This window comes from Bacillus sp. 275, from assembly GCF_001999205.1.
GTDB classification, from domain to species: Bacteria; Bacillota; Bacilli; order Bacillales; family Bacillaceae; genus Bacillus; species Bacillus velezensis.
The window spans coordinates 1,375,266-1,392,500 of sequence record NZ_CP019626.1 but is presented as its reverse complement, the minus strand read 5'-3'; the positions used below and the strand labels follow the sequence as shown (position 1 = coordinate 1,392,500).

The 17,235-nt window shown below is 41.8% G+C and carries 21 protein-coding genes (1 of these 21 cut by a window edge); 14 read left to right on the top strand and 7 right to left on the bottom strand.

Annotated features, from left to right (window positions below; all coding sequences use genetic code 11):
- The 4 genes in view from tsaE to tsaD are tightly spaced (at most 10 nt apart) and all read left to right on the top strand, a layout consistent with a single transcriptional unit that may run on beyond the window.
- Positions 1 to 368: the 3' portion of a tRNA (adenosine(37)-N6)-threonylcarbamoyltransferase complex ATPase subunit type 1 TsaE gene (tsaE, locus tag BZ167_RS06480; protein WP_007408853.1), read on the top strand. Its footprint begins 109 nt before the window's first position; the window shows 368 of its 477 coding nt (coding positions 110–477); its start codon lies off the left edge, out of view; its stop codon occupies positions 366 to 368.
- A complete protein-coding gene (gene tsaB / locus BZ167_RS06475; protein ID WP_033574938.1) occupies positions 349 to 1,038 on the top strand; it encodes a tRNA (adenosine(37)-N6)-threonylcarbamoyltransferase complex dimerization subunit type 1 TsaB in 690 nt (229 codons plus the stop codon). Before tsaE ends, tsaB begins: the two co-directional genes overlap by 20 nt.
- Positions 1,039 to 1,048: 10 nt before the next feature.
- Positions 1,049 to 1,504 carry a ribosomal protein S18-alanine N-acetyltransferase gene (gene rimI, locus BZ167_RS06470; RefSeq protein ID WP_003155993.1) on the top strand — a complete coding sequence of 152 codons (456 nt, stop codon included), beginning with the start codon at positions 1,049 to 1,051 and terminating at the stop codon, positions 1,502 to 1,504.
- A complete protein-coding gene (tsaD, locus tag BZ167_RS06465; protein WP_007408855.1) occupies positions 1,497 to 2,537 on the top strand; it encodes a tRNA (adenosine(37)-N6)-threonylcarbamoyltransferase complex transferase subunit TsaD in 1,041 nt (346 codons plus the stop codon). Before rimI ends, tsaD begins: the two co-directional genes overlap by 8 nt.
- A 223-nt stretch (positions 2,538 to 2,760) precedes the next feature.
- Here the strand turns inward: tsaD and BZ167_RS06460 are convergent, their stop codons facing one another.
- Positions 2,761 to 4,689 (bottom strand): ABC-F family ATP-binding cassette domain-containing protein, encoded by a 1,929-nt coding sequence (locus BZ167_RS06460; protein WP_015239290.1) that lies wholly within the window; start codon positions 4,687 to 4,689, stop codon positions 2,761 to 2,763.
- 139 nt (positions 4,690 to 4,828) lie between these two features.
- Between BZ167_RS06460 and moaC the strand changes: the two genes are divergently transcribed.
- From moaC to tatC, 4 genes are read left to right on the top strand one after another with little or no spacing between them, the layout of a single operon-like run.
- Positions 4,829 to 5,341 carry a cyclic pyranopterin monophosphate synthase MoaC gene (gene moaC / locus BZ167_RS06455; protein WP_003155986.1) on the top strand — a complete coding sequence of 171 codons (513 nt, stop codon included), beginning with the start codon at positions 4,829 to 4,831 and terminating at the stop codon, positions 5,339 to 5,341.
- A complete protein-coding gene (locus BZ167_RS06450) occupies positions 5,338 to 5,985 on the top strand; it encodes a redox-sensing transcriptional repressor Rex (RefSeq protein WP_003155984.1) in 648 nt (215 codons plus the stop codon). The genes moaC and BZ167_RS06450 overlap by 4 nt, the downstream gene beginning before the upstream one ends.
- 18 nt (positions 5,986 to 6,003) lie before the next feature.
- Positions 6,004 to 6,174, top strand: coding sequence for a twin-arginine translocase TatA/TatE family subunit (locus tag BZ167_RS06445; RefSeq protein ID WP_003155981.1), 171 nt, complete (start codon positions 6,004 to 6,006; stop codon positions 6,172 to 6,174).
- A gap of 6 nt (positions 6,175 to 6,180) precedes the next feature.
- Complete coding sequence (tatC, locus tag BZ167_RS06440; protein WP_094032596.1) at positions 6,181 to 6,939, top strand: twin-arginine translocase subunit TatC; 759 nt, start codon at positions 6,181 to 6,183, stop codon at positions 6,937 to 6,939.
- Between the two features lie 38 nt (positions 6,940 to 6,977).
- Here tatC and BZ167_RS06435 read toward each other — a convergent pair whose 3' ends face one another.
- Positions 6,978 to 7,169: a YdiK family protein gene (locus BZ167_RS06435; protein ID WP_003155975.1), complete on the bottom strand. Its 192-nt coding sequence runs from the start codon at positions 7,167 to 7,169 to the stop codon at positions 6,978 to 6,980.
- On the bottom strand, positions 7,166 to 7,900 hold the full coding sequence (locus tag BZ167_RS06430; RefSeq protein ID WP_060674399.1) for a CPBP family intramembrane glutamic endopeptidase: 735 nt from the start codon (positions 7,898 to 7,900) through the stop codon (positions 7,166 to 7,168). Before BZ167_RS06430 ends, BZ167_RS06435 begins: the two co-directional genes overlap by 4 nt.
- A gap of 236 nt (positions 7,901 to 8,136) precedes the next feature.
- Between BZ167_RS06430 and groES the strand changes: the two genes are divergently transcribed.
- Together groES and groL are read left to right on the top strand one after the other, a co-directional pair.
- Positions 8,137 to 8,421, top strand: coding sequence for a co-chaperone GroES (groES, locus tag BZ167_RS06425; protein WP_003155970.1), 285 nt, complete (start codon positions 8,137 to 8,139; stop codon positions 8,419 to 8,421).
- A 41-nt stretch (positions 8,422 to 8,462) separates the two neighbouring features.
- Positions 8,463 to 10,097 (top strand): chaperonin GroEL, encoded by a 1,635-nt coding sequence (gene groL, locus BZ167_RS06420; RefSeq protein ID WP_003155941.1) that lies wholly within the window; start codon positions 8,463 to 8,465, stop codon positions 10,095 to 10,097.
- Between the two features lie 160 nt (positions 10,098 to 10,257).
- On the opposite strand, the gene BZ167_RS06415 is transcribed toward groL, so the two are convergent.
- From BZ167_RS06415 to BZ167_RS06405, 4 genes are read right to left on the bottom strand one after another with little or no spacing between them, the layout of a single operon-like run.
- Positions 10,258 to 10,974: a LytR/AlgR family response regulator transcription factor gene (locus BZ167_RS06415; protein ID WP_060674401.1), complete on the bottom strand. Its 717-nt coding sequence runs from the start codon at positions 10,972 to 10,974 to the stop codon at positions 10,258 to 10,260.
- Positions 10,971 to 11,102: an AgrD family cyclic lactone autoinducer peptide gene (locus BZ167_RS20720; protein ID WP_157673321.1), complete on the bottom strand. Its 132-nt coding sequence runs from the start codon at positions 11,100 to 11,102 to the stop codon at positions 10,971 to 10,973. The genes BZ167_RS06415 and BZ167_RS20720 overlap by 4 nt, the downstream gene beginning before the upstream one ends.
- A gap of 25 nt (positions 11,103 to 11,127) precedes the next feature.
- Positions 11,128 to 11,733 carry an accessory gene regulator ArgB-like protein gene (locus BZ167_RS06410; protein ID WP_043858029.1) on the bottom strand — a complete coding sequence of 202 codons (606 nt, stop codon included), beginning with the start codon at positions 11,731 to 11,733 and terminating at the stop codon, positions 11,128 to 11,130.
- Positions 11,726 to 13,024, bottom strand: coding sequence for a sensor histidine kinase (locus tag BZ167_RS06405; RefSeq protein WP_060674403.1), 1,299 nt, complete (start codon positions 13,022 to 13,024; stop codon positions 11,726 to 11,728). The genes BZ167_RS06410 and BZ167_RS06405 overlap by 8 nt, the downstream gene beginning before the upstream one ends.
- A 224-nt stretch (positions 13,025 to 13,248) precedes the next feature.
- Between BZ167_RS06405 and BZ167_RS06400 the strand changes: the two genes are divergently transcribed.
- From BZ167_RS06400 to BZ167_RS06385, 4 genes are all read left to right on the top strand, one after another.
- The gene (locus BZ167_RS06400; protein ID WP_060674405.1) at positions 13,249 to 13,455 is read left to right on the top strand and encodes a plantaricin C family lantibiotic; all 207 of its coding nucleotides are present in this window, start codon (positions 13,249 to 13,251) and stop codon (positions 13,453 to 13,455) included.
- A gap of 75 nt (positions 13,456 to 13,530) precedes the next feature.
- Positions 13,531 to 16,674: a type 2 lanthipeptide synthetase LanM family protein gene (locus tag BZ167_RS06395; protein ID WP_060674408.1), complete on the top strand. Its 3,144-nt coding sequence runs from the start codon at positions 13,531 to 13,533 to the stop codon at positions 16,672 to 16,674.
- A 4-nt stretch (positions 16,675 to 16,678) separates the two neighbouring features.
- Entirely contained in the window at positions 16,679 to 16,900 is a 222-nt protein-coding gene (locus BZ167_RS06390) for a class II lanthipeptide, LchA2/BrtA2 family (protein ID WP_060674410.1), read from the top strand.
- 18 nt (positions 16,901 to 16,918) lie between these two features.
- Positions 16,919 to 17,134 (top strand): class II lanthipeptide, LchA2/BrtA2 family, encoded by a 216-nt coding sequence (locus BZ167_RS06385; protein ID WP_043858027.1) that lies wholly within the window; start codon positions 16,919 to 16,921, stop codon positions 17,132 to 17,134.
- The last annotated feature ends 101 nt before the right edge of the window (positions 17,135 to 17,235 follow it).

The window sequence follows — 17,235 nt, the reverse complement described above, 5'->3', positions numbered from 1 at the left end:
TAGGTGCGGGAAAAACGACTTTTACAAAGGGTTTTGCCGAAGGACTGGGAATCACGAGAGTGGTAAACAGCCCGACTTTTACAATTATAAAAGAATACCATGACGGTTCGCTTCCTCTATATCATATGGATGTGTATCGTATGGAGGATGAAAGCGAAGACTTAGGGCTTGAAGAATATTTTGAGGGACAAGGCGTCTGTTTAATTGAATGGGCTCATTTAATTCAGGATCAGCTGCCTGCTGAACGGCTGCAGATCGTCATCACAAGAGCCGGTGATGAGGCAAGGGACATTACCTTTACGGCTTGCGGAACACGGTATGAAACGCTTTGTGAGGAGATAAATAAACATGACAATACTGGCAATTGATACGTCAAATTACACACTGGGTGCCGCGCTCGTTCGTGACAAAACGGTGATGGCGGAGTATATTACATATTTAAAAAAGAATCATTCCGTGCGGGCCATGCCTGCTGTCAATTCATTGCTGAAGGATTGCGGCCTAACACCGCAGGACCTTACGAAAATAGCGGTGGCGAAAGGACCGGGTTCGTACACAGGTGTCAGAATCGGTGTGACGCTGGCAAAAACATTGGCATGGTCGCTGAAGCTTCCGGTTTCCGCTGTCTCGAGTCTGGAGGTGCTGGCGGCTAACGGACGGCACTTTCAAGGACTGATCTGCCCGTTATTTGATGCCCGGCGCGGACAGGTATATACGGGGCTTTATGAATATCAGGACGGCCGATTACGATCCGTTATTCCTGATCAGAATGTCCTTTTGACTGATTGGCTCGGCATGCTGAAAGAAAAAGCGTCTCCGGTTTTATTTTTAGGGCACGATACAGCCATTCATGAAGAAACCATTCTTCATGAATTGACATCTCAAGCAGTGATTGGAACGGCTGCACAGCATAATCCGCGGCCGTCAGAGCTGGCGTTTTTAGGCTTGGAAAAAGAGGAAGCGGATGTCCACAGCCTTGTTCCGGATTATTTGCGTCTGGCAGAGGCTGAAGCGAAATGGATGGAATCTCAAAAATAGGGTGATAGGGATGAAAACGAAAACGGCGATTCGAAGCATGCGTCCGGAAGATATTGATCAAATTTATGAAATTGAAACAGCATCCTTTACTTCTCCGTGGACGAAGGATTCATTTTATCATGAGCTTTTGGAAAATCCGTATGCCCACTACCTTGTCATTGAAAAGGACGGCTGTCTGGCGGGGTATTGCGGAATCTGGATTATTATAGATGACGCGCAGATTACGAACATAGCCATTAAGCCGGAATATCGGGGCCAATCATTGGGAGAAGCGCTGTTTCGCTCTGCGATAGAATTGTGCAGAGAAAAAAAGGCAAGAAGGCTCTCTCTCGAAGTCAGGGTCTCAAATCATCCCGCCCAATCCTTATATAAAAAATTCGGTCTTCAGGCCGGAGGAATCAGAAAACAATACTATACAGATAACGGAGAAGATGCGTTATTAATGTGGGTGACATTACATGAGTGAAAAACAGGATATTTATGTATTAGGAATCGAAACAAGCTGTGATGAAACAGCGGCCTCAGTCGTAAAAAACGGGAATGAAATTATTTCAAACGTTGTCGCTTCTCAAATTGAAAGCCATAAACGTTTCGGCGGGGTCGTGCCTGAAATAGCGTCCAGACATCATGTGGAGCAGATTACCCTTGTAATTGAGGAAGCTCTTTCAAAAGCGGAGATGGGCTTTGATGATCTTGATGCGATTGCCGTAACGGAAGGACCCGGACTTGTCGGAGCCCTGTTAATCGGAGTCAATGCGGCAAAGGCGTTAAGCTTTGCCCATCAAATACCGCTAGTCGGCGTTCATCACATCGCGGGTCATATTTATGCAAACAGGCTGATAGGAGAGCTTCAATTCCCGGCGCTTGCTTTGGTTGTGTCAGGCGGACATACGGAATTGGTTTATATGAAAGAGCACGGTTCATTCGAGGTTATCGGTGAAACACTGGATGATGCCGCAGGCGAAGCTTACGATAAAGTGGCAAGAACGATGGGGCTTCCTTATCCGGGAGGGCCGCAGATTGATAAGCTGGCTGCTGTGGGAACGGATTCCATTCCGCTTCCGCGTGCGTGGCTGGAAGAAGGGTCTTACAATTTCAGCTTCAGCGGCCTGAAGTCAGCCGTGATTAACACGCTTCATAACGCCTCGCAAAAAAATGAGGTGATTCCTCCGGAGGATCTTGCCGCAAGCTTTCAGCAGAGTGTCATTGATGTACTGACGGCAAAAACCTCTAAAGCCGCGAAAGAATACGGGGTTAAACAAGTGCTGCTGGCAGGGGGCGTAGCCGCTAACAAAGGGCTGAGAGCCGCACTGCAGCAGGAATTCAGCCATTCGGGAGATCCCGAGCTTATCATCCCGCCGCTTTCTTTATGCACGGACAATGCAGCGATGATTGCGGCTGCCGGAACCGTTGCTTTTGAAAAGGGGATTCGGGGCTCATATGATATGAACGGACAGCCCGGTTTGGAATTAACATCCTTTGATCGTCTCACGTTGTAAAACGTGAGGCTTTTTTTTACTTATTAACAGATAATTCTAACATATCCACAGGATTGTGAATATATCCAAAAATCCAGGCTGGATAAGGGGCTGTAAGTTGTTAGTAAAGTGGATAAAGTCAGAAAATTTTGTGGATAGTGTGTATAAAACGTTTACCTACATGGCTGACAAGGAGGATAGCTGTGGATAAAAAAGCACCCCTTAAAGAGGTGCTTGACTTTTTCTATTCTTCTGAGGAGAGTTCCTCCCATTCTGCTAATAAGTTTTCGAGCTCTTGATTCAGAGCTTCATTCTCCGCGTGAATGGTCTGTACCTTTTCATGATCCTGATACACGTCAGGATCGCACAGCAGCTCCTCATTGGCGCTGATTTTCTCTTCGGCGGATGAGACGGCAGCTTCAATTTCTTCAATGCGTCTCAGGCGCTGCCGTTCTTTCTTCTTCCATTCTTTTTCTTCCTCGTAAGTTCTTTTCGTATCCTGTTTGACCTTGCCGGCAGGCTGAGCCTGCTCTTTTTCCTGCCGCTTCATTTCTTCCAGTTCCAGCTGCTGGGCTTTTTTCTCGGTGTAATAGTCATAGTCACCCAAATATTCTTCTGCATGATCAGGTGACAGCTCCAGCACTCTTGTGGCGATCCTGTTAATAAAGTAGCGGTCATGCGATACAAATAACAGTGTTCCCGGGTAATCGATCAGGGCGTTTTCCAGCACCTCTTTACTGTCCAGGTCAAGGTGGTTTGTCGGTTCATCAAGGATGAGGAAGTTTGCTTTTTGCAGCATCAGCTTGGCAAGCGCGACTCTTGCTTTCTCACCGCCGCTTAGAGAACGGACAGGTTTCAGGACATCGTCTCCGCTGAACAGGAAGTTGCCGAGGCATGTCCTGATCTCTTTTTCCGGCATGTCCGGATATTCATCCCACAGCTCGTCCAGCACGCGTTTGGACGAGGTCAGTTCAGCCTGCTCCTGATCATAATAGCCGATTGTGACATTGGAACCGTACGTGATCGATCCGGATTCGGGGCTGAGCGTGTTCATAATGGTTTTCAGCAAGGTTGATTTGCCGATTCCGTTCGGTCCGACGAGGGCGGCGCTTTCGCCTCTTGTAATGCCGAAGGTCAGGTTTTTCAAGAGCGGCGGCTGGCCGTCATAGCTGATGGAAACATCCTGTACGCGCAGGACGTCGTTTCCGCTCTGTTTTGTAATGTCAAAACGGAAGGCGGCTGATTTTTCATCACCGAGCGGCTTTGCCATGACGTCCATCCGTTCAAGCTGTTTTCGTCTGCTTTGGGCTCTTTTCGTTGTAGAAGCTCTGGCCAGATTGCGGTCGACAAAATCTTGAAGCTTGGCGATTTCGTCCTGCTGTTTTTCATACAGCTTCAGGTCTTTCTCGTACTGCTCAGCTTTTTGTTCTAAATAGGCGCTGTAGTTGCCGAGATATTTTTTACTTTCTGTCCGTGAGACCTCATACACTTGGCTGACGACTTTATCAAGAAAGTATCTGTCGTGGGAGACGATCAGAATGGCGCCTGAATATCCCTGTAAATAATGCTCAAGCCATGTAAGCGTATCGATGTCGAGATGGTTCGTCGGTTCATCCAGAATAAGCAGATCAGGCTGGGTCAGCAGCAGTTTTCCGAGCGCAAGTCTTGTTTTCTGGCCGCCGCTCAGGCTTTGCACTTTCACGGAATCGTCAAATTTTCCGAAGCCGAGGCCGTGAAGGATAGATCGGACATCCGCTTCATATTGATAGCCGCCTTTATCCTTGAAATCCTGCTGAAGCCTGTCATAGGTTTTCATCAGCGTCTCAAGCTCCGCGGGGGCGGCCGTGGCCATCTTTTCTTCAATAGAGCGCATCTCTTTTTCCATTGCTTTCAGGAAATCAAAAACGCTCAGCAGTTCTTCTTTTATGGTAAGCTGGGATTCCAAGCCTGTGTGCTGGGCAAGGTATCCCATCGTTAATTCTTTCGGTTTGATTAATTCACCCTTTTCATATGAAAGGTGACCTGCGATAATTTTAAGGAGAGTTGATTTGCCGGCTCCGTTTCTGCCTACTATGGCGATGCGATCCCGAGATCTGACTTCAAGCTTTATATTGTTTAAAATAGGATCAGCGCCAAAAGATTTGGATAGCTGATTAATTTGTAAGATCATCATATTATTTCACCTCTGTTATAATAAGTTAAGTGTAGCTTATCAACCTGCTGTCAGCAAACAATACATCAGAATTGGAACATTATAGGATAAGACATCAGGGAGAAAATAGTGTATGATCAGAAGTAAGGAGAGTTTAAATATGAATGGATTTTCTCATTTTAATGAAGAAGGCCGTGCCCGCATGGTGGATATAAGCGATAAATCTTCAACAGTCCGTACTGCCGCTGCGATATCCAGCGTACACATGAAGCATGACGTGTACAGCAGAATCAAAAACCGCGAGATCGGAAAAGGAGACGTGCTGGCTGTCGCACAGGTGGCAGGAATTATGGCCGCAAAGCAGACGTCAGCGATTATCCCGATGTGCCACCCGCTTTCTTTAAGCAGCGTCGACATTTCATTCGGCTGGGAGGAAAAGGATTCCGAAGCCGTTCTTCATATACAGGCAAGCGTAAAAACGAAAGGGAGTACAGGTGTGGAAATGGAAGCGCTAACTTCCGCTTCAGTCTGCGCTTTGACCGTGTATGACATGTGCAAGGCGCTGGATAAAGGAATGGTCATCGGCCCGACCTGCCTCATGGAAAAAACAGGAGGCAAAAACGGTGATTTTAAAAGAGATGCATCTGAGTATAAAGTGGAGGACCAATCATGAACAAGGATCAATCAAAAATTCCACAGGCGACGGCAAAACGGCTGCCGCTTTATTATCGCTTTTTAAAGAATTTACACGCGTCAGGAAAACAGCGCGTTTCATCAGCTGAACTGAGCGACGCGGTAAAAGTCGATTCGGCCACGATCCGCCGGGATTTTTCCTATTTCGGGGCGCTCGGCAAAAAAGGATACGGCTATAATGTGGATTACCTGCTGTCATTTTTCAGAAAAACACTGGATCAGGATGAAACGACGAACGTCATTTTGATCGGTGTCGGGAATTTAGGGACGGCGTTTCTTCACTATAATTTCACAAAAAATAATAACACAAAAATATCTATGGCTTTTGATGTGAATCAGAGTAAAATAGGAACTGAGGTAGGCGGTGTGCCTGTCTTTGATCTTAATGATTTAGAGCTTCACATTAAGGATGAACCCGTGGCGATTCTTACCGTTCCTGCGGTTGCCGCCCAGTCAATCACCGACCGGCTCGTGTCGCTCGGAATCAAGGGGATCCTTAACTTTACGCCGGCCCGTTTGAATGTGCCGGATCACATTCGAATTCATCATATAGATTTAGCTGTAGAGCTTCAATCATTGGTTTATTTCTTGAAGCATTATTCTGTTTTGGAAGAAATTGAATAGCGAAAGGAGGAGCTGCACATGATCGGTCCTGGAAGCCTGGCGGTTATCGGTGTGGTAGCGGTGATTATTTTCGGTCCGAAGAAGCTTCCCGAATTAGGAAAAGCGGCGGGGGACACGCTTCGTGAATTTAAGAACGCTACTAAGGGATTAGCCGGTGAAGAAGAGGAAAAAAAGAAAGAAGAACAGTAAGATAGGATGACGCGTATGAGAGTGAATCAAATGACGCTTGTGGAGCATATTGCCGAACTTCGGAAACGATTGCTGATTGTGGCGTTATCCTTTACGGTTTTCTTTATTGCCGGCTTTTTTCTGGCAAAACCTATCATTGTGTATCTTCAAAAAGCCGATGAAGTAAAAGAGCTCACCCTTAATGCTTTTAACCTGACGGATCCGCTGTTTATCTTTTTGCAGTTCGCGTTTATCATCGGCATCATTTTGACTTCGCCGATTATTCTCTATCAGATTTGGGCGTTTGTCAGCCCGGGCCTGTATGAGAAGGAGCGCAAAGTAACACTCAGCTATATTCCGATTTCGATCGTGCTGTTTGTCGGCGGTGTGTCGTTTTCTTATTATATTTTATTTCCGCTGGTCGTTGATTTTATGAAGCGGGTCTCGAATGACCTCGATGTCAACCAGGTGATCGGGATCACCGAGTACTTTCATTTTCTGCTGCAGCTGACGATTCCGTTCGGACTGCTGTTTCAGATGCCGGTGCTGATCATGTTTTTAACGAGACTCGGTGTTATCACGCCGATGTTTTTATCGAAGATCAGGAAGTACGCGTATTTTGTGCTGCTTGTGATCGCCGCGATGATTGCGCCGCCTGAGCTGCTGTCTCACTTGATGATTACCATTCCGCTTTGCATTTTATATGAGATCAGCATTCTTATCTCAAAAGCGGCGTATCGGAAAAGGCAGACCAGCAGTGAATCCGATCAGGACGTATCAGCATAAAAAAAGCCATTTCTCAATGATGAGAAATGGCTTTTCTTTTATTTTTGATTTTTCTTCACTTTAAATGAGAAAGCGAACATTTTAAACGAGATGCTGATATTATAAGCGGCGAAAACCATCAGCAGTATGGAATAAAAAGACCACATGCTTCCCGGAGAGCTTGCGGCCAAATACGTAAAGATACAGCCGACTGCGAAATAAATCAAGCCCCAAGTCATTGGGTTCCTCATACAAACAATCCTCCAATAATTAATTGCATTTGCTCACTATGCTGTTCAATATATTTTTGGGCGGGGCCGAGCTGCATGACCACGACAATGGTATTCATCATGACATGGGCGAATATCGGCACAATAATCCGTTTCGTCTGCACATACAAGAACGCAAAGGTAAAGCCCATGGCCGTATACAGCAGCAGGTGCGTGAGGTCTTGATGCACAATGCCGAAAATGACGGAACTGATCAGTCCGGCGATAAAGAAATTCGTTTTTTCATATAATACACCGAAAATGATCTTCCGGAAAATGATTTCTTCAAGAATCGGCCCGACGATAGAAGAAACGATAATCATGAGCGGCATGGCTTTAATAATGTTAAGAATGGCTTTCGTGTTTTCGGAACCGCTGCCCACATGAAAGACATACTGCTCAATCATCCCGGCGATTCCCTGAGAAAATAAAGCGAGCCATATTCCCGCGACCGCCCAGAGAATGGACATGCCGGCGGATGCTTTCTTCCCGTTTCTTAATGTCTGCTTCGGCGCGGTTCTCAAAATCAAGAGAACGATAATAAGGCAGATGAAAAAGCTTACGACGGAATAAATCCCCTGAGCCATGGTGAGATTCGCATTCGTAGGGTGCCCGCCCGCATAGCCGAATTTGTACATTAAAGGAATGCCGATCAATGCGGAAAGCTGCATGATAACATATGTCAAAATGATATACCAATACTGTTTTCTCAAATGATATGTACTCCTTTATCCTATAAAATCAACTTATTTGTTCTTATTGTAACACAAGTGAACTTGACGTGAAAAAAGGAGAAAATCAGTGTGAGAGAGAATCATGTAAGCGTGAAAATTTTTTATTCTTATGACTTGAAATTGGAAGTGAGATTCTTTATTATAATAACTGTGTTAGCACTCTTTAGAGCTGAGTGCTAAAATTACATATTCATACTATTGAGGAGGTTATTACATTGTTAAAGCCATTAGGTGATCGCGTTGTCATTGAACTCGTAGAATCTGAAGAAAAAACTGCCAGCGGAATCGTATTACCGGATTCTGCAAAAGAAAAGCCGCAAGAAGGCAAAATCGTGGCAGCCGGTTCAGGTCGCGTGTTGGAAAGCGGAGAGCGCGTTGCTTTAGAAGTAAAAGAGGGCGACCGCATTATCTTCTCAAAATACGCCGGTACTGAAGTGAAATACGAAGGTACTGAATACTTAATCTTACGTGAAAGCGACATTTTAGCTGTAATCGGCTAAGCAAATAAATATTTTTAAAAATTCGAGGAGGTTTCGTTAACATGGCAAAAGATATTAAGTTTAGTGAAGAAGCACGCCGCGCTATGCTTCGCGGTGTCGATGCGCTTGCTGACGCTGTAAAAGTAACTTTAGGGCCAAAAGGACGCAACGTGGTTCTGGAGAAAAAATTCGGTTCTCCGTTAATTACAAATGACGGTGTGACAATCGCAAAAGAAATTGAACTTGAAGATGCGTTTGAAAACATGGGTGCGAAGCTTGTAGCTGAAGTAGCCAGCAAAACAAACGACGTTGCCGGTGACGGTACGACGACTGCGACTGTACTTGCGCAGGCTATGATCCGCGAAGGCCTTAAAAACGTAACTGCGGGGGCTAACCCTGTCGGCGTGCGTAAAGGTATGGAACAAGCCGTGACTGTAGCAATCGAAAACTTAAAAGAAATTTCTAAGCCGATCGAAGGCAAAGAGTCTATCGCTCAGGTTGCTGCGATCTCTGCTGCTGATGAGGAAGTCGGAAGCCTTATCGCTGAAGCAATGGAGCGCGTAGGAAACGACGGGGTCATCACAATCGAAGAGTCTAAAGGATTCACAACTGAGCTTGAAGTTGTTGAAGGTATGCAATTCGACCGCGGATATGCGTCTCCTTACATGGTGACTGACTCTGATAAGATGGAAGCGGTTCTTGACAATCCTTACATCTTAATCACAGACAAAAAAATCACAAACATTCAAGAAATCCTTCCTGTGCTTGAGCAAGTTGTACAGCAAGGCAAACCATTGCTTCTGATCGCTGAAGATGTTGAAGGTGAAGCTCTTGCTACACTCGTTGTCAACAAACTTCGCGGCACATTCAACGCTGTTGCCGTTAAAGCTCCTGGCTTCGGTGACCGCCGTAAAGCAATGCTTGAAGACATCTCTGTTCTTACAGGCGGAGAAGTAATCACAGAAGACTTAGGCCTTGACCTGAAATCTACTGAAATCGGACAATTGGGACGCGCTTCTAAAGTTGTGGTAACGAAAGAAAACACAACAATCGTAGAAGGCGCCGGCGATACTGAAAAAATCGCTGCACGCGTCAACCAAATCCGCGCTCAAGTGGAAGAAACAACTTCTGAATTCGACAGAGAAAAATTACAAGAGCGTCTTGCGAAACTTGCCGGCGGCGTAGCTGTCATCAAAGTCGGCGCTGCGACTGAAACTGAGCTGAAAGAGCGTAAACTTCGCATCGAAGACGCCCTCAACTCCACTCGCGCAGCTGTTGAAGAAGGTATCGTATCCGGCGGTGGTACAGCGCTTGTCAACGTATACAACAAAGTCGCTGCAGTGGAAGCTGAAGGCGATGCGCAAACAGGTATCAACATCGTGCTTCGCGCGCTTGAAGAGCCGATCCGTCAAATCGCACACAATGCAGGTCTTGAAGGATCTGTCATCGTTGAGCGCTTGAAAAACGAAAAAATCGGCGTAGGCTTCAACGCTGCAACCGGCGAATGGGTAAACATGATCGAAAAAGGTATCGTTGACCCGACAAAAGTTACACGTTCTGCTCTGCAAAACGCAGCTTCTGTAGCAGCAATGCTCTTAACAACTGAAGCCGTTGTCGCTGACAAACCGGAAGAAAACGCCGGCGGCGCAGGAATGCCTGACATGGGCGGCATGGGCGGTATGGGTGGAATGATGTAATTAAACGGCGAAAACTCTTGATATAACAAGGGTTTGACCGTTGACTTCATCTGGAAAGCGCCAAATCCCTAGATTAGGATTTGGCGCTTTTTTCTTGTTTGACTCTCTACTTATTCGATTAGAATACTCCCATTCGTTTTGTTAAAGAAGCCTAATATCTCTAAAAAATAAAGGTGAGTTGTTCTTTTAGTTCGCGATATTTACTTCGACTTACATTTATAGTCTTTGGACAGTCTTTAATTTTTAAATTGTAAGATTTCATATAGGTGTCTTGGATAACCTCTTCAATTTTGTCCAATGGGACAAGAAATGACTGGTGGCTTCTAAAAAAGTTGCTGTCTTTTAACATTTCCTCAAGAATGGTCAACCCTTGGTTACATTCAATAATCCTTCCATTTTCAAGGTTGATGCATGATTTTCTTCCGACTTTTTCAATATAAAGAATGGATTCTATATCTATGAGATGAATTTTACCATTTGAGCTAATACTGATCTTTTTTTTTCGCCTACTTTTATGATTGTTCACTAAACTTACTGTCGATTTTAGTCTCAAAAGGTTAACAGGTTTCACCATAAAATCCATTGGATAATACTTATATCCATCTAACGCATAATCCGGAAGATAACTCATGAAAATAATACTGGTGAAGGGGTAATGAATATTTATATACTCAGCCACATCGAATCCATTATTTTGAGGCATATTAACATCAATGATGACTAGATCTACTTCTTGCGTAGATTCTAGATGTGAGATTAGATCACTTATCTTGCTAGTTATTAGATCAAATCTCGCTTGACTGATCTCATTTGAAATCTTCTTAAAGAAATTTAGTATCTCTTGATCATCGTCAATAACACATATTCTGACGGTCAATGTTCATCACTCTTTTGATTTTGGGGTAATTCGGGTTCATAAGCAAACCAGAAACAACTGCTTGCTGTTGTAAGCGAATTGAAAAACAAAGCGGTTAAGCCAATTATATAACTGATGCATTTTAACATACTCCTTACTCCTTTAACCATTTATTTAAAATCTCTTATCAAGTGATAAGAGGATTTTATCCCATATGTTAGTCAAAGTGATGCTTTGCAGGATAAGTGCCATCCATATGCCGTATTTATGATGGTCATCTCCCATAAGGCTGATTAATAGGAGACAAGAAAAAATGCCAATTGAACCAATTTTGAGCTTTTTCTTATGATCAGGAGTAAATAAATGTTTCTTTTTTTGAAGCTTTGGAGAATTTTTAAATGTGATAAAAAATGAAAAGACTAATAAAATTTTCAACACAGACTTAGTCCAGAAGGTGAAATGTGATTCAAACTCTATTGATATGTATGTTATAAACAAGATTTGCAGGGTGCTGAAGATTAAACATAAATTATAGTTTTTAAAATGGCTTCCCCCAGATATCATTCTAAATAATCCACCACTGGCTAAAACAATTAAAGCTTGTGCTAAATAACCGAAAAATTCTGCTAATATAATAACTATAAATACTTGATTGACAGTAGCAAGCATCCATTCTAAACCATAGCGTATGTTATCTTGCAGTCGGCGAAACTCAGGGTTAAAATGTATAATATGTTTTGATATTTTTTTCGCCAGTTTATGAGGTGTTAGATCAAACATAGTCTGCCTCCTTTGGTATCCTGACTTTGAAAATGATCATTCGATCAATGATTTCTGTAAAAATGAAACCATTATATTTCTCAACAACTGACTTTACAATATGAAGACCATAACCTCTACCTACTTTGTCTTTCGTGGAGAATCCTTCTTCAAAAATCCTCTCGATAACTTCTGAAAACCGTTCAATATCTCCAAAATTTGAAACATCAATTCTATAGTAATTCTCAGTTGCATTAATATGCACATATACTGCCCGTTTCGGGAGTTCATCTATTTCTTTAACAGCATCTAGTGCATTTGTAATTAGATTGCCTAATATTCTGTTTGTTTCAAATAATTTGCACGGAAAACCTCTTAAACTATCACTGATTTTGTATTGAATATGTATATTTTCTTTTAAACCTTTGTCTTTATAAGAAAGAAGTAATCCACTAATTGCCACTGAATGTAAAGGAAGAATATCACTTATTTGAGCAGAATCATTTAACACATCGCTGAGGTACTGATAACTTTCTTTGGAGTAACCTTTTTCAAGCATTTGCTTGATGGTAATAAGATGATGCATATGGTCATGGTTATGCCTTTGAATAAAGTGAATGTACTTACCCACCTCTTCATATTGTTCCTCTAAATAATCCTCTGCGTCCCGAAGGTTTTGAAGAAAGATACCTCTAATCATAAAAAAAATAAACATGGTCAATGTTATAAGTGCTACTCCCCAAAATAAATTAATGTATTCGTCAACTTTCTTATTTTTATATATAACGATGTAGTAGAGAAACAGTATGGAGAATGAAAGAATTGAAATTAATAATAATTGCTTACGTAATCTCTTAGTTTGTTTCTTTAGAATGATTAGACTTATCCTATATTTTCGAATCAGCCATAATATAAATGTAAGAATGATAAGGTGAGGCAAGGCGATGGCAAGAACTGGTGCCTCATTTAGATTTACACTGAAAAATGGTTGGATAGATTTTAATATTGAAAAACCAATGACTTCAGCTACAAGTAAACAAACTGAACCTAGTGAAATACAGATCATTGATAATGAGATTTTTAGTTTAAATAAGAATGACACTAAAAAACCAATTGCCCAAATTACTATGAATAAATATATTGGCGGAGGGAAAACGTTTTTTGCCAAAAATAAAACGATGCTTCCATAAAAACTTATAAGAAGTAGCGGCAGGAATTTTCTTTTACAGTCGAAATTCACTAGAGATGTTCCAATCGTAATGATTAAAAATGTTTCTAATAGACCTCCTATTAACTGGTTTATCAGATTCATTTCAACACTCCTACAATTTTTAAGTTATGCTTCAACCCAATTATACAAAAAAAGATAATATATGTAAATTTAAATTCGGATATTTTAATATATAGGGCAGAATTTTGTAGAAAATCGGCTGTTTATACATGAATTATGCCCAGATAAACCAAATTAATCCATAGTTCCTAAAAAAGTGTTAAGATAAAGCCAAGCTCCCAAAAAAAATTAAGAGGTGAATGAAAATGTCAATTATTGAAACGTGGAAAAACCCTGCTTTACGAATGAATAGTCAAGTAGTAAATCCAGCTGGTGATCTGATGGAAGAGCTATCAGACGATGAAATGGAAATGTTAGCGGGCGGGTGTGCTTGGTACGACATCAGTTGCAAGTTAGGTAATAAAGGTGCATGGTGCACTCTTACTGTGGAATGTCAAAGTAGCTGTAATTAGTAGAACTTAATTTAAGGCCGGTGTTTTTACCGGCCTATGAATATAAAGGTAAAGGTAAGGAGTGAAACAAGAGGTATGGACTTAGCACAGGAACATCAATCAAATTCCAATAAGTTGATTATTGGAAATGACGCCGCTCGAAAGCAGCAAATTGAATATTGGAGCAAATTCTTTTTCAATAACAGGGATTATATGGAAAGAAGTTTGAATGCTGTATCCAGAGTAAATACCGAGCAGGCGGTATCATTGAAGTTTACTGGTAAGGATCTGGAATCTGGTATAGTAAATTCCCACACCTGGTCTAAAGAATGGGATTTAATCTTAAATGGGGAACTTGAAGACTTGCCAGCCTCTTGGATTAAAAGGGAAAAAAAATTTAATACTTTCATCGAACAATTCATAAAACTGGCCTTTACTAAATTAAAAGATTTGCAGATATATAAACAACAATTGTTTTTACAAGATAGTTTTTTTTTAAATCTTCTAGATCATATAGGACATACAATTTATTCTTTGTGCAATAAGACCCTTGTACTTGAAATGAACGTATGCAGAGAGAAGGGGGTCCTGAAAGGATCCACTTCTGAAGAGCGCTATCACTTTTTTGAAAATGAAATATTGGCTGATCGTGATTTTTTATCATCAATAGCTAGCGAGTATAAGTGCCTTATTGCACTGCTAATAGGGACAGTGAATAACTTTGTTGATTTTATCAGAAATATTCTCAGGCATCTAGGTGAGGATTGGGGAATTTTAACTGAAGTTTTCGCTGATCTCGGAATGGTTAAGAAACTGCATCTTGGCAAGGGAGATACACATAACTGTGGAAAAAGTGTTTCAATATTAGAGTTTGAAAGTGGTCAAAAGCTAGTCTATAAGCCAAGATCTCTTGACGTTGATCAACAATATCAGGAGCTAGTATCCTGGTTGAACCAGCAGGAAAAAAGTACTCCTACTATCTATAATGTTAAGGTGATCAGTAAGGAAGATCATGGATGGTCTGAGTTTATACCTTATACAGCCTGCCAATCGGCCAAGGAGATCAAAGATTTTTATAGACGAATGGGTGCTCAGCTTGCCCTATTGTATGTGTTAAACGCAACAGATTTTCATTATGGAAATATTATCGCAATGGGTGAGCATCCAGTCTTTATCGATATGGAATCTTTGTTTCACCAAAATATATATGAAGATAACTATAAAGAGGATGCGCTTGGCAGGGCAGAGCACATGCTATCCAAATCAATTATGGCTTCCGGCATGTTGCCTAATTTGTTATATCAGCGGAATGATCAAGATAATTCAGGTATTGACTTAAGTGGACTAGGGGGGAAAGGAAACCAGCAGCTTCCTTTTCAAATTTCCCAAATTGCCGATAAGGGTACTGACCAGGCGTATTTGAAAAAAGGAATTGCTTTTTTAGAGGCAGGTCTTAATCTGCCAAGCTATGAAGGTGAGTTTGTGAATCTTCATGATTATGTACCAGAAATTATAGATGGTTTTAAAACTGTGTATAGGTTTATGGCAGAGAATAAAGAACAGCTTATTGCCCAAGTTGAAAAATTCGGAAGAGTCCCTGTTAGAACAATTTTAAGGCCGACCGCGATATACGGAGAATTCTTGCGTAGTTTAGTACATCCAGATTTGTTGAGAGATGAATTTGATCGGAAAGTGTTTCTGCACAGGCTGTGGCTTAAATGTTTGAATGTTCCGAAAATGGAGTCGGTTCTTATTGATGAGATGGAGGAGTTGCTTCGTTATGACGTTCCTTTATTCACGTCCAGACCTGGTGAGCGGCATTTATGGACTTCGAACGGAAGAGTGGTTACTGATTTCTTTTCCCGCCCTGCCTTTGACCTTGTTCTGGACAAAATTCGAAATCTTAGCGAATCGGACTTATACGGGCAGTTGCAAGTATTAAATATGGTAATGCTTGCCTCAAATGCGGATCATTATGCTGATGTTGAGCAAATTAGTCCATTTGAAAATAGGATATTGAAAGACAAGAAAGATTTTTTAGTACATGCAATGGATATAGGGGATTATCTATTAAAAACTAAGATAGAAGGCATAAATGGAATTGAGAAAGATATAACCTGGGTTAGTACGGTTCTGGAAGGTAGCAGAGAAGTAGCTTGGAATATTTCACCGGTTGGTCTTGATTTTTATAACGGTAATAGCGGAATAGCTCTTTTTTTGGCGTACCTTGCTCATTTTACAGGCGAAACACGATTTAAAGAGGCAGCAGCGCAGGCTTTGGTTCCCATTGTCAATGACATGAAGCAATATGGACAAAACCCGTCTTGGAGCTTAGGAGCTTATAGTGGTGTTGGAGGAAGCTTATTTACAGTTAATCTGATTGCTGGTCTTTGGAATGATAGTTCTCTTTATCAACAGGTGGAAGAGGCTTTGCCGGGGTATATTGAGATGGTTAATCAAGATACCATTTTTGATTATATTGGTGGCTCAACAGGTGCGCTCGATATTCTGCTGTGTATTTATCATCATACGGGAAATCTAGATGCTTTAAAAGGAGCTATTTTGTGCGGCGATCATTTAATAGCGCATAGTAAAGAAATGGAACATGGAGGGCTAGGCTGGCCTACTATGTTGAATGGCGTAGCACTGACTGGATATTCACACGGTAACAGTGGTATCGCAGCTGCGTTTTCCTCTCTTTATCAAGTAACGGAAAACAAAAAGTATCTTACATATATATCAAAAGCATTGGAATATGAAAGGACATTTTATGATGCAAAGGAAAAAAATTGGCGTACACCAGGAAGAGAAAAAATTTCATATGCTTGGTGTCATGGAGCACCAGGAGTTCTTCTTTCAAGACTTAGGTTAAAGGAAAATGGTTACCGCGATCATTTGCTTAATCAGGAGATTAAAGCTTCTCTTACGACCACCTTGGATAAGGGGTTTGGCAATAACCGATCCTATTGTCATGGTGACTTTGGACAGTTAGAAATTCTTCTTTACGCTGACAAAGTACTGCAAAATAATGATTTAAGTGTCAATATTCAGTCAGTAGGCTCGCAATTACTGGAAACAATTGATAAAAGAATGTGGAATTATGGGGTTTCTAGAGGAACTGAATCAAAGGGTTTGATGTGTGGTTTAGCTGGTATAGGGATGGGATTACTAAAGCAATATGACAGTGAAACCGTACCTAATATTCTTAATTTAGAAAACAGACTGCTCAAAAGGAGGTGAAGCTATGACAAAACAAGAAAAAGCAGCTATCTATCGTGATGTAAACAAGCATAGCGAGCTAGGGCTCGAGAGTCCTGTGGGGGAGGTCAACGAGGAAGAATTGAAAAACCTTGCAGGTGCTAAAAATGTGAATCAGGAAGAACCTCTTTCTTCATTCATACCCGGGCCCGGTACTTGTCTCACAGCAGCTATTTGCCCAACTACCGGGATGTGCAACATTTATTAATTGAAAGGAGGTGATATTATGTCAAATCGTGAAAAAGCAGAACTCTACCGTAATGCTAGTAAACGTACAGAGCTTGGATTCGTTAACCCAGTAGGTGAAGTGAGCGAGGATGAATTGCGAAATCTTGCAGGTGCAGCCGATGTTACTCCGCATACCACTCCTTCCTCACTGCCTTGCGGAGTATTTGTCACAGCAGCTTTTTGTCCTTCTACCAAATGTACATCAAGCTGCTAATCTTACCAATGATAAGTATGGGGAGGATTGGTAGGGAGCTCAATCCTTCTTCTTACATAACATTGAGACAGATCACAAAAAACAAAGAGCGGTTGGTCATG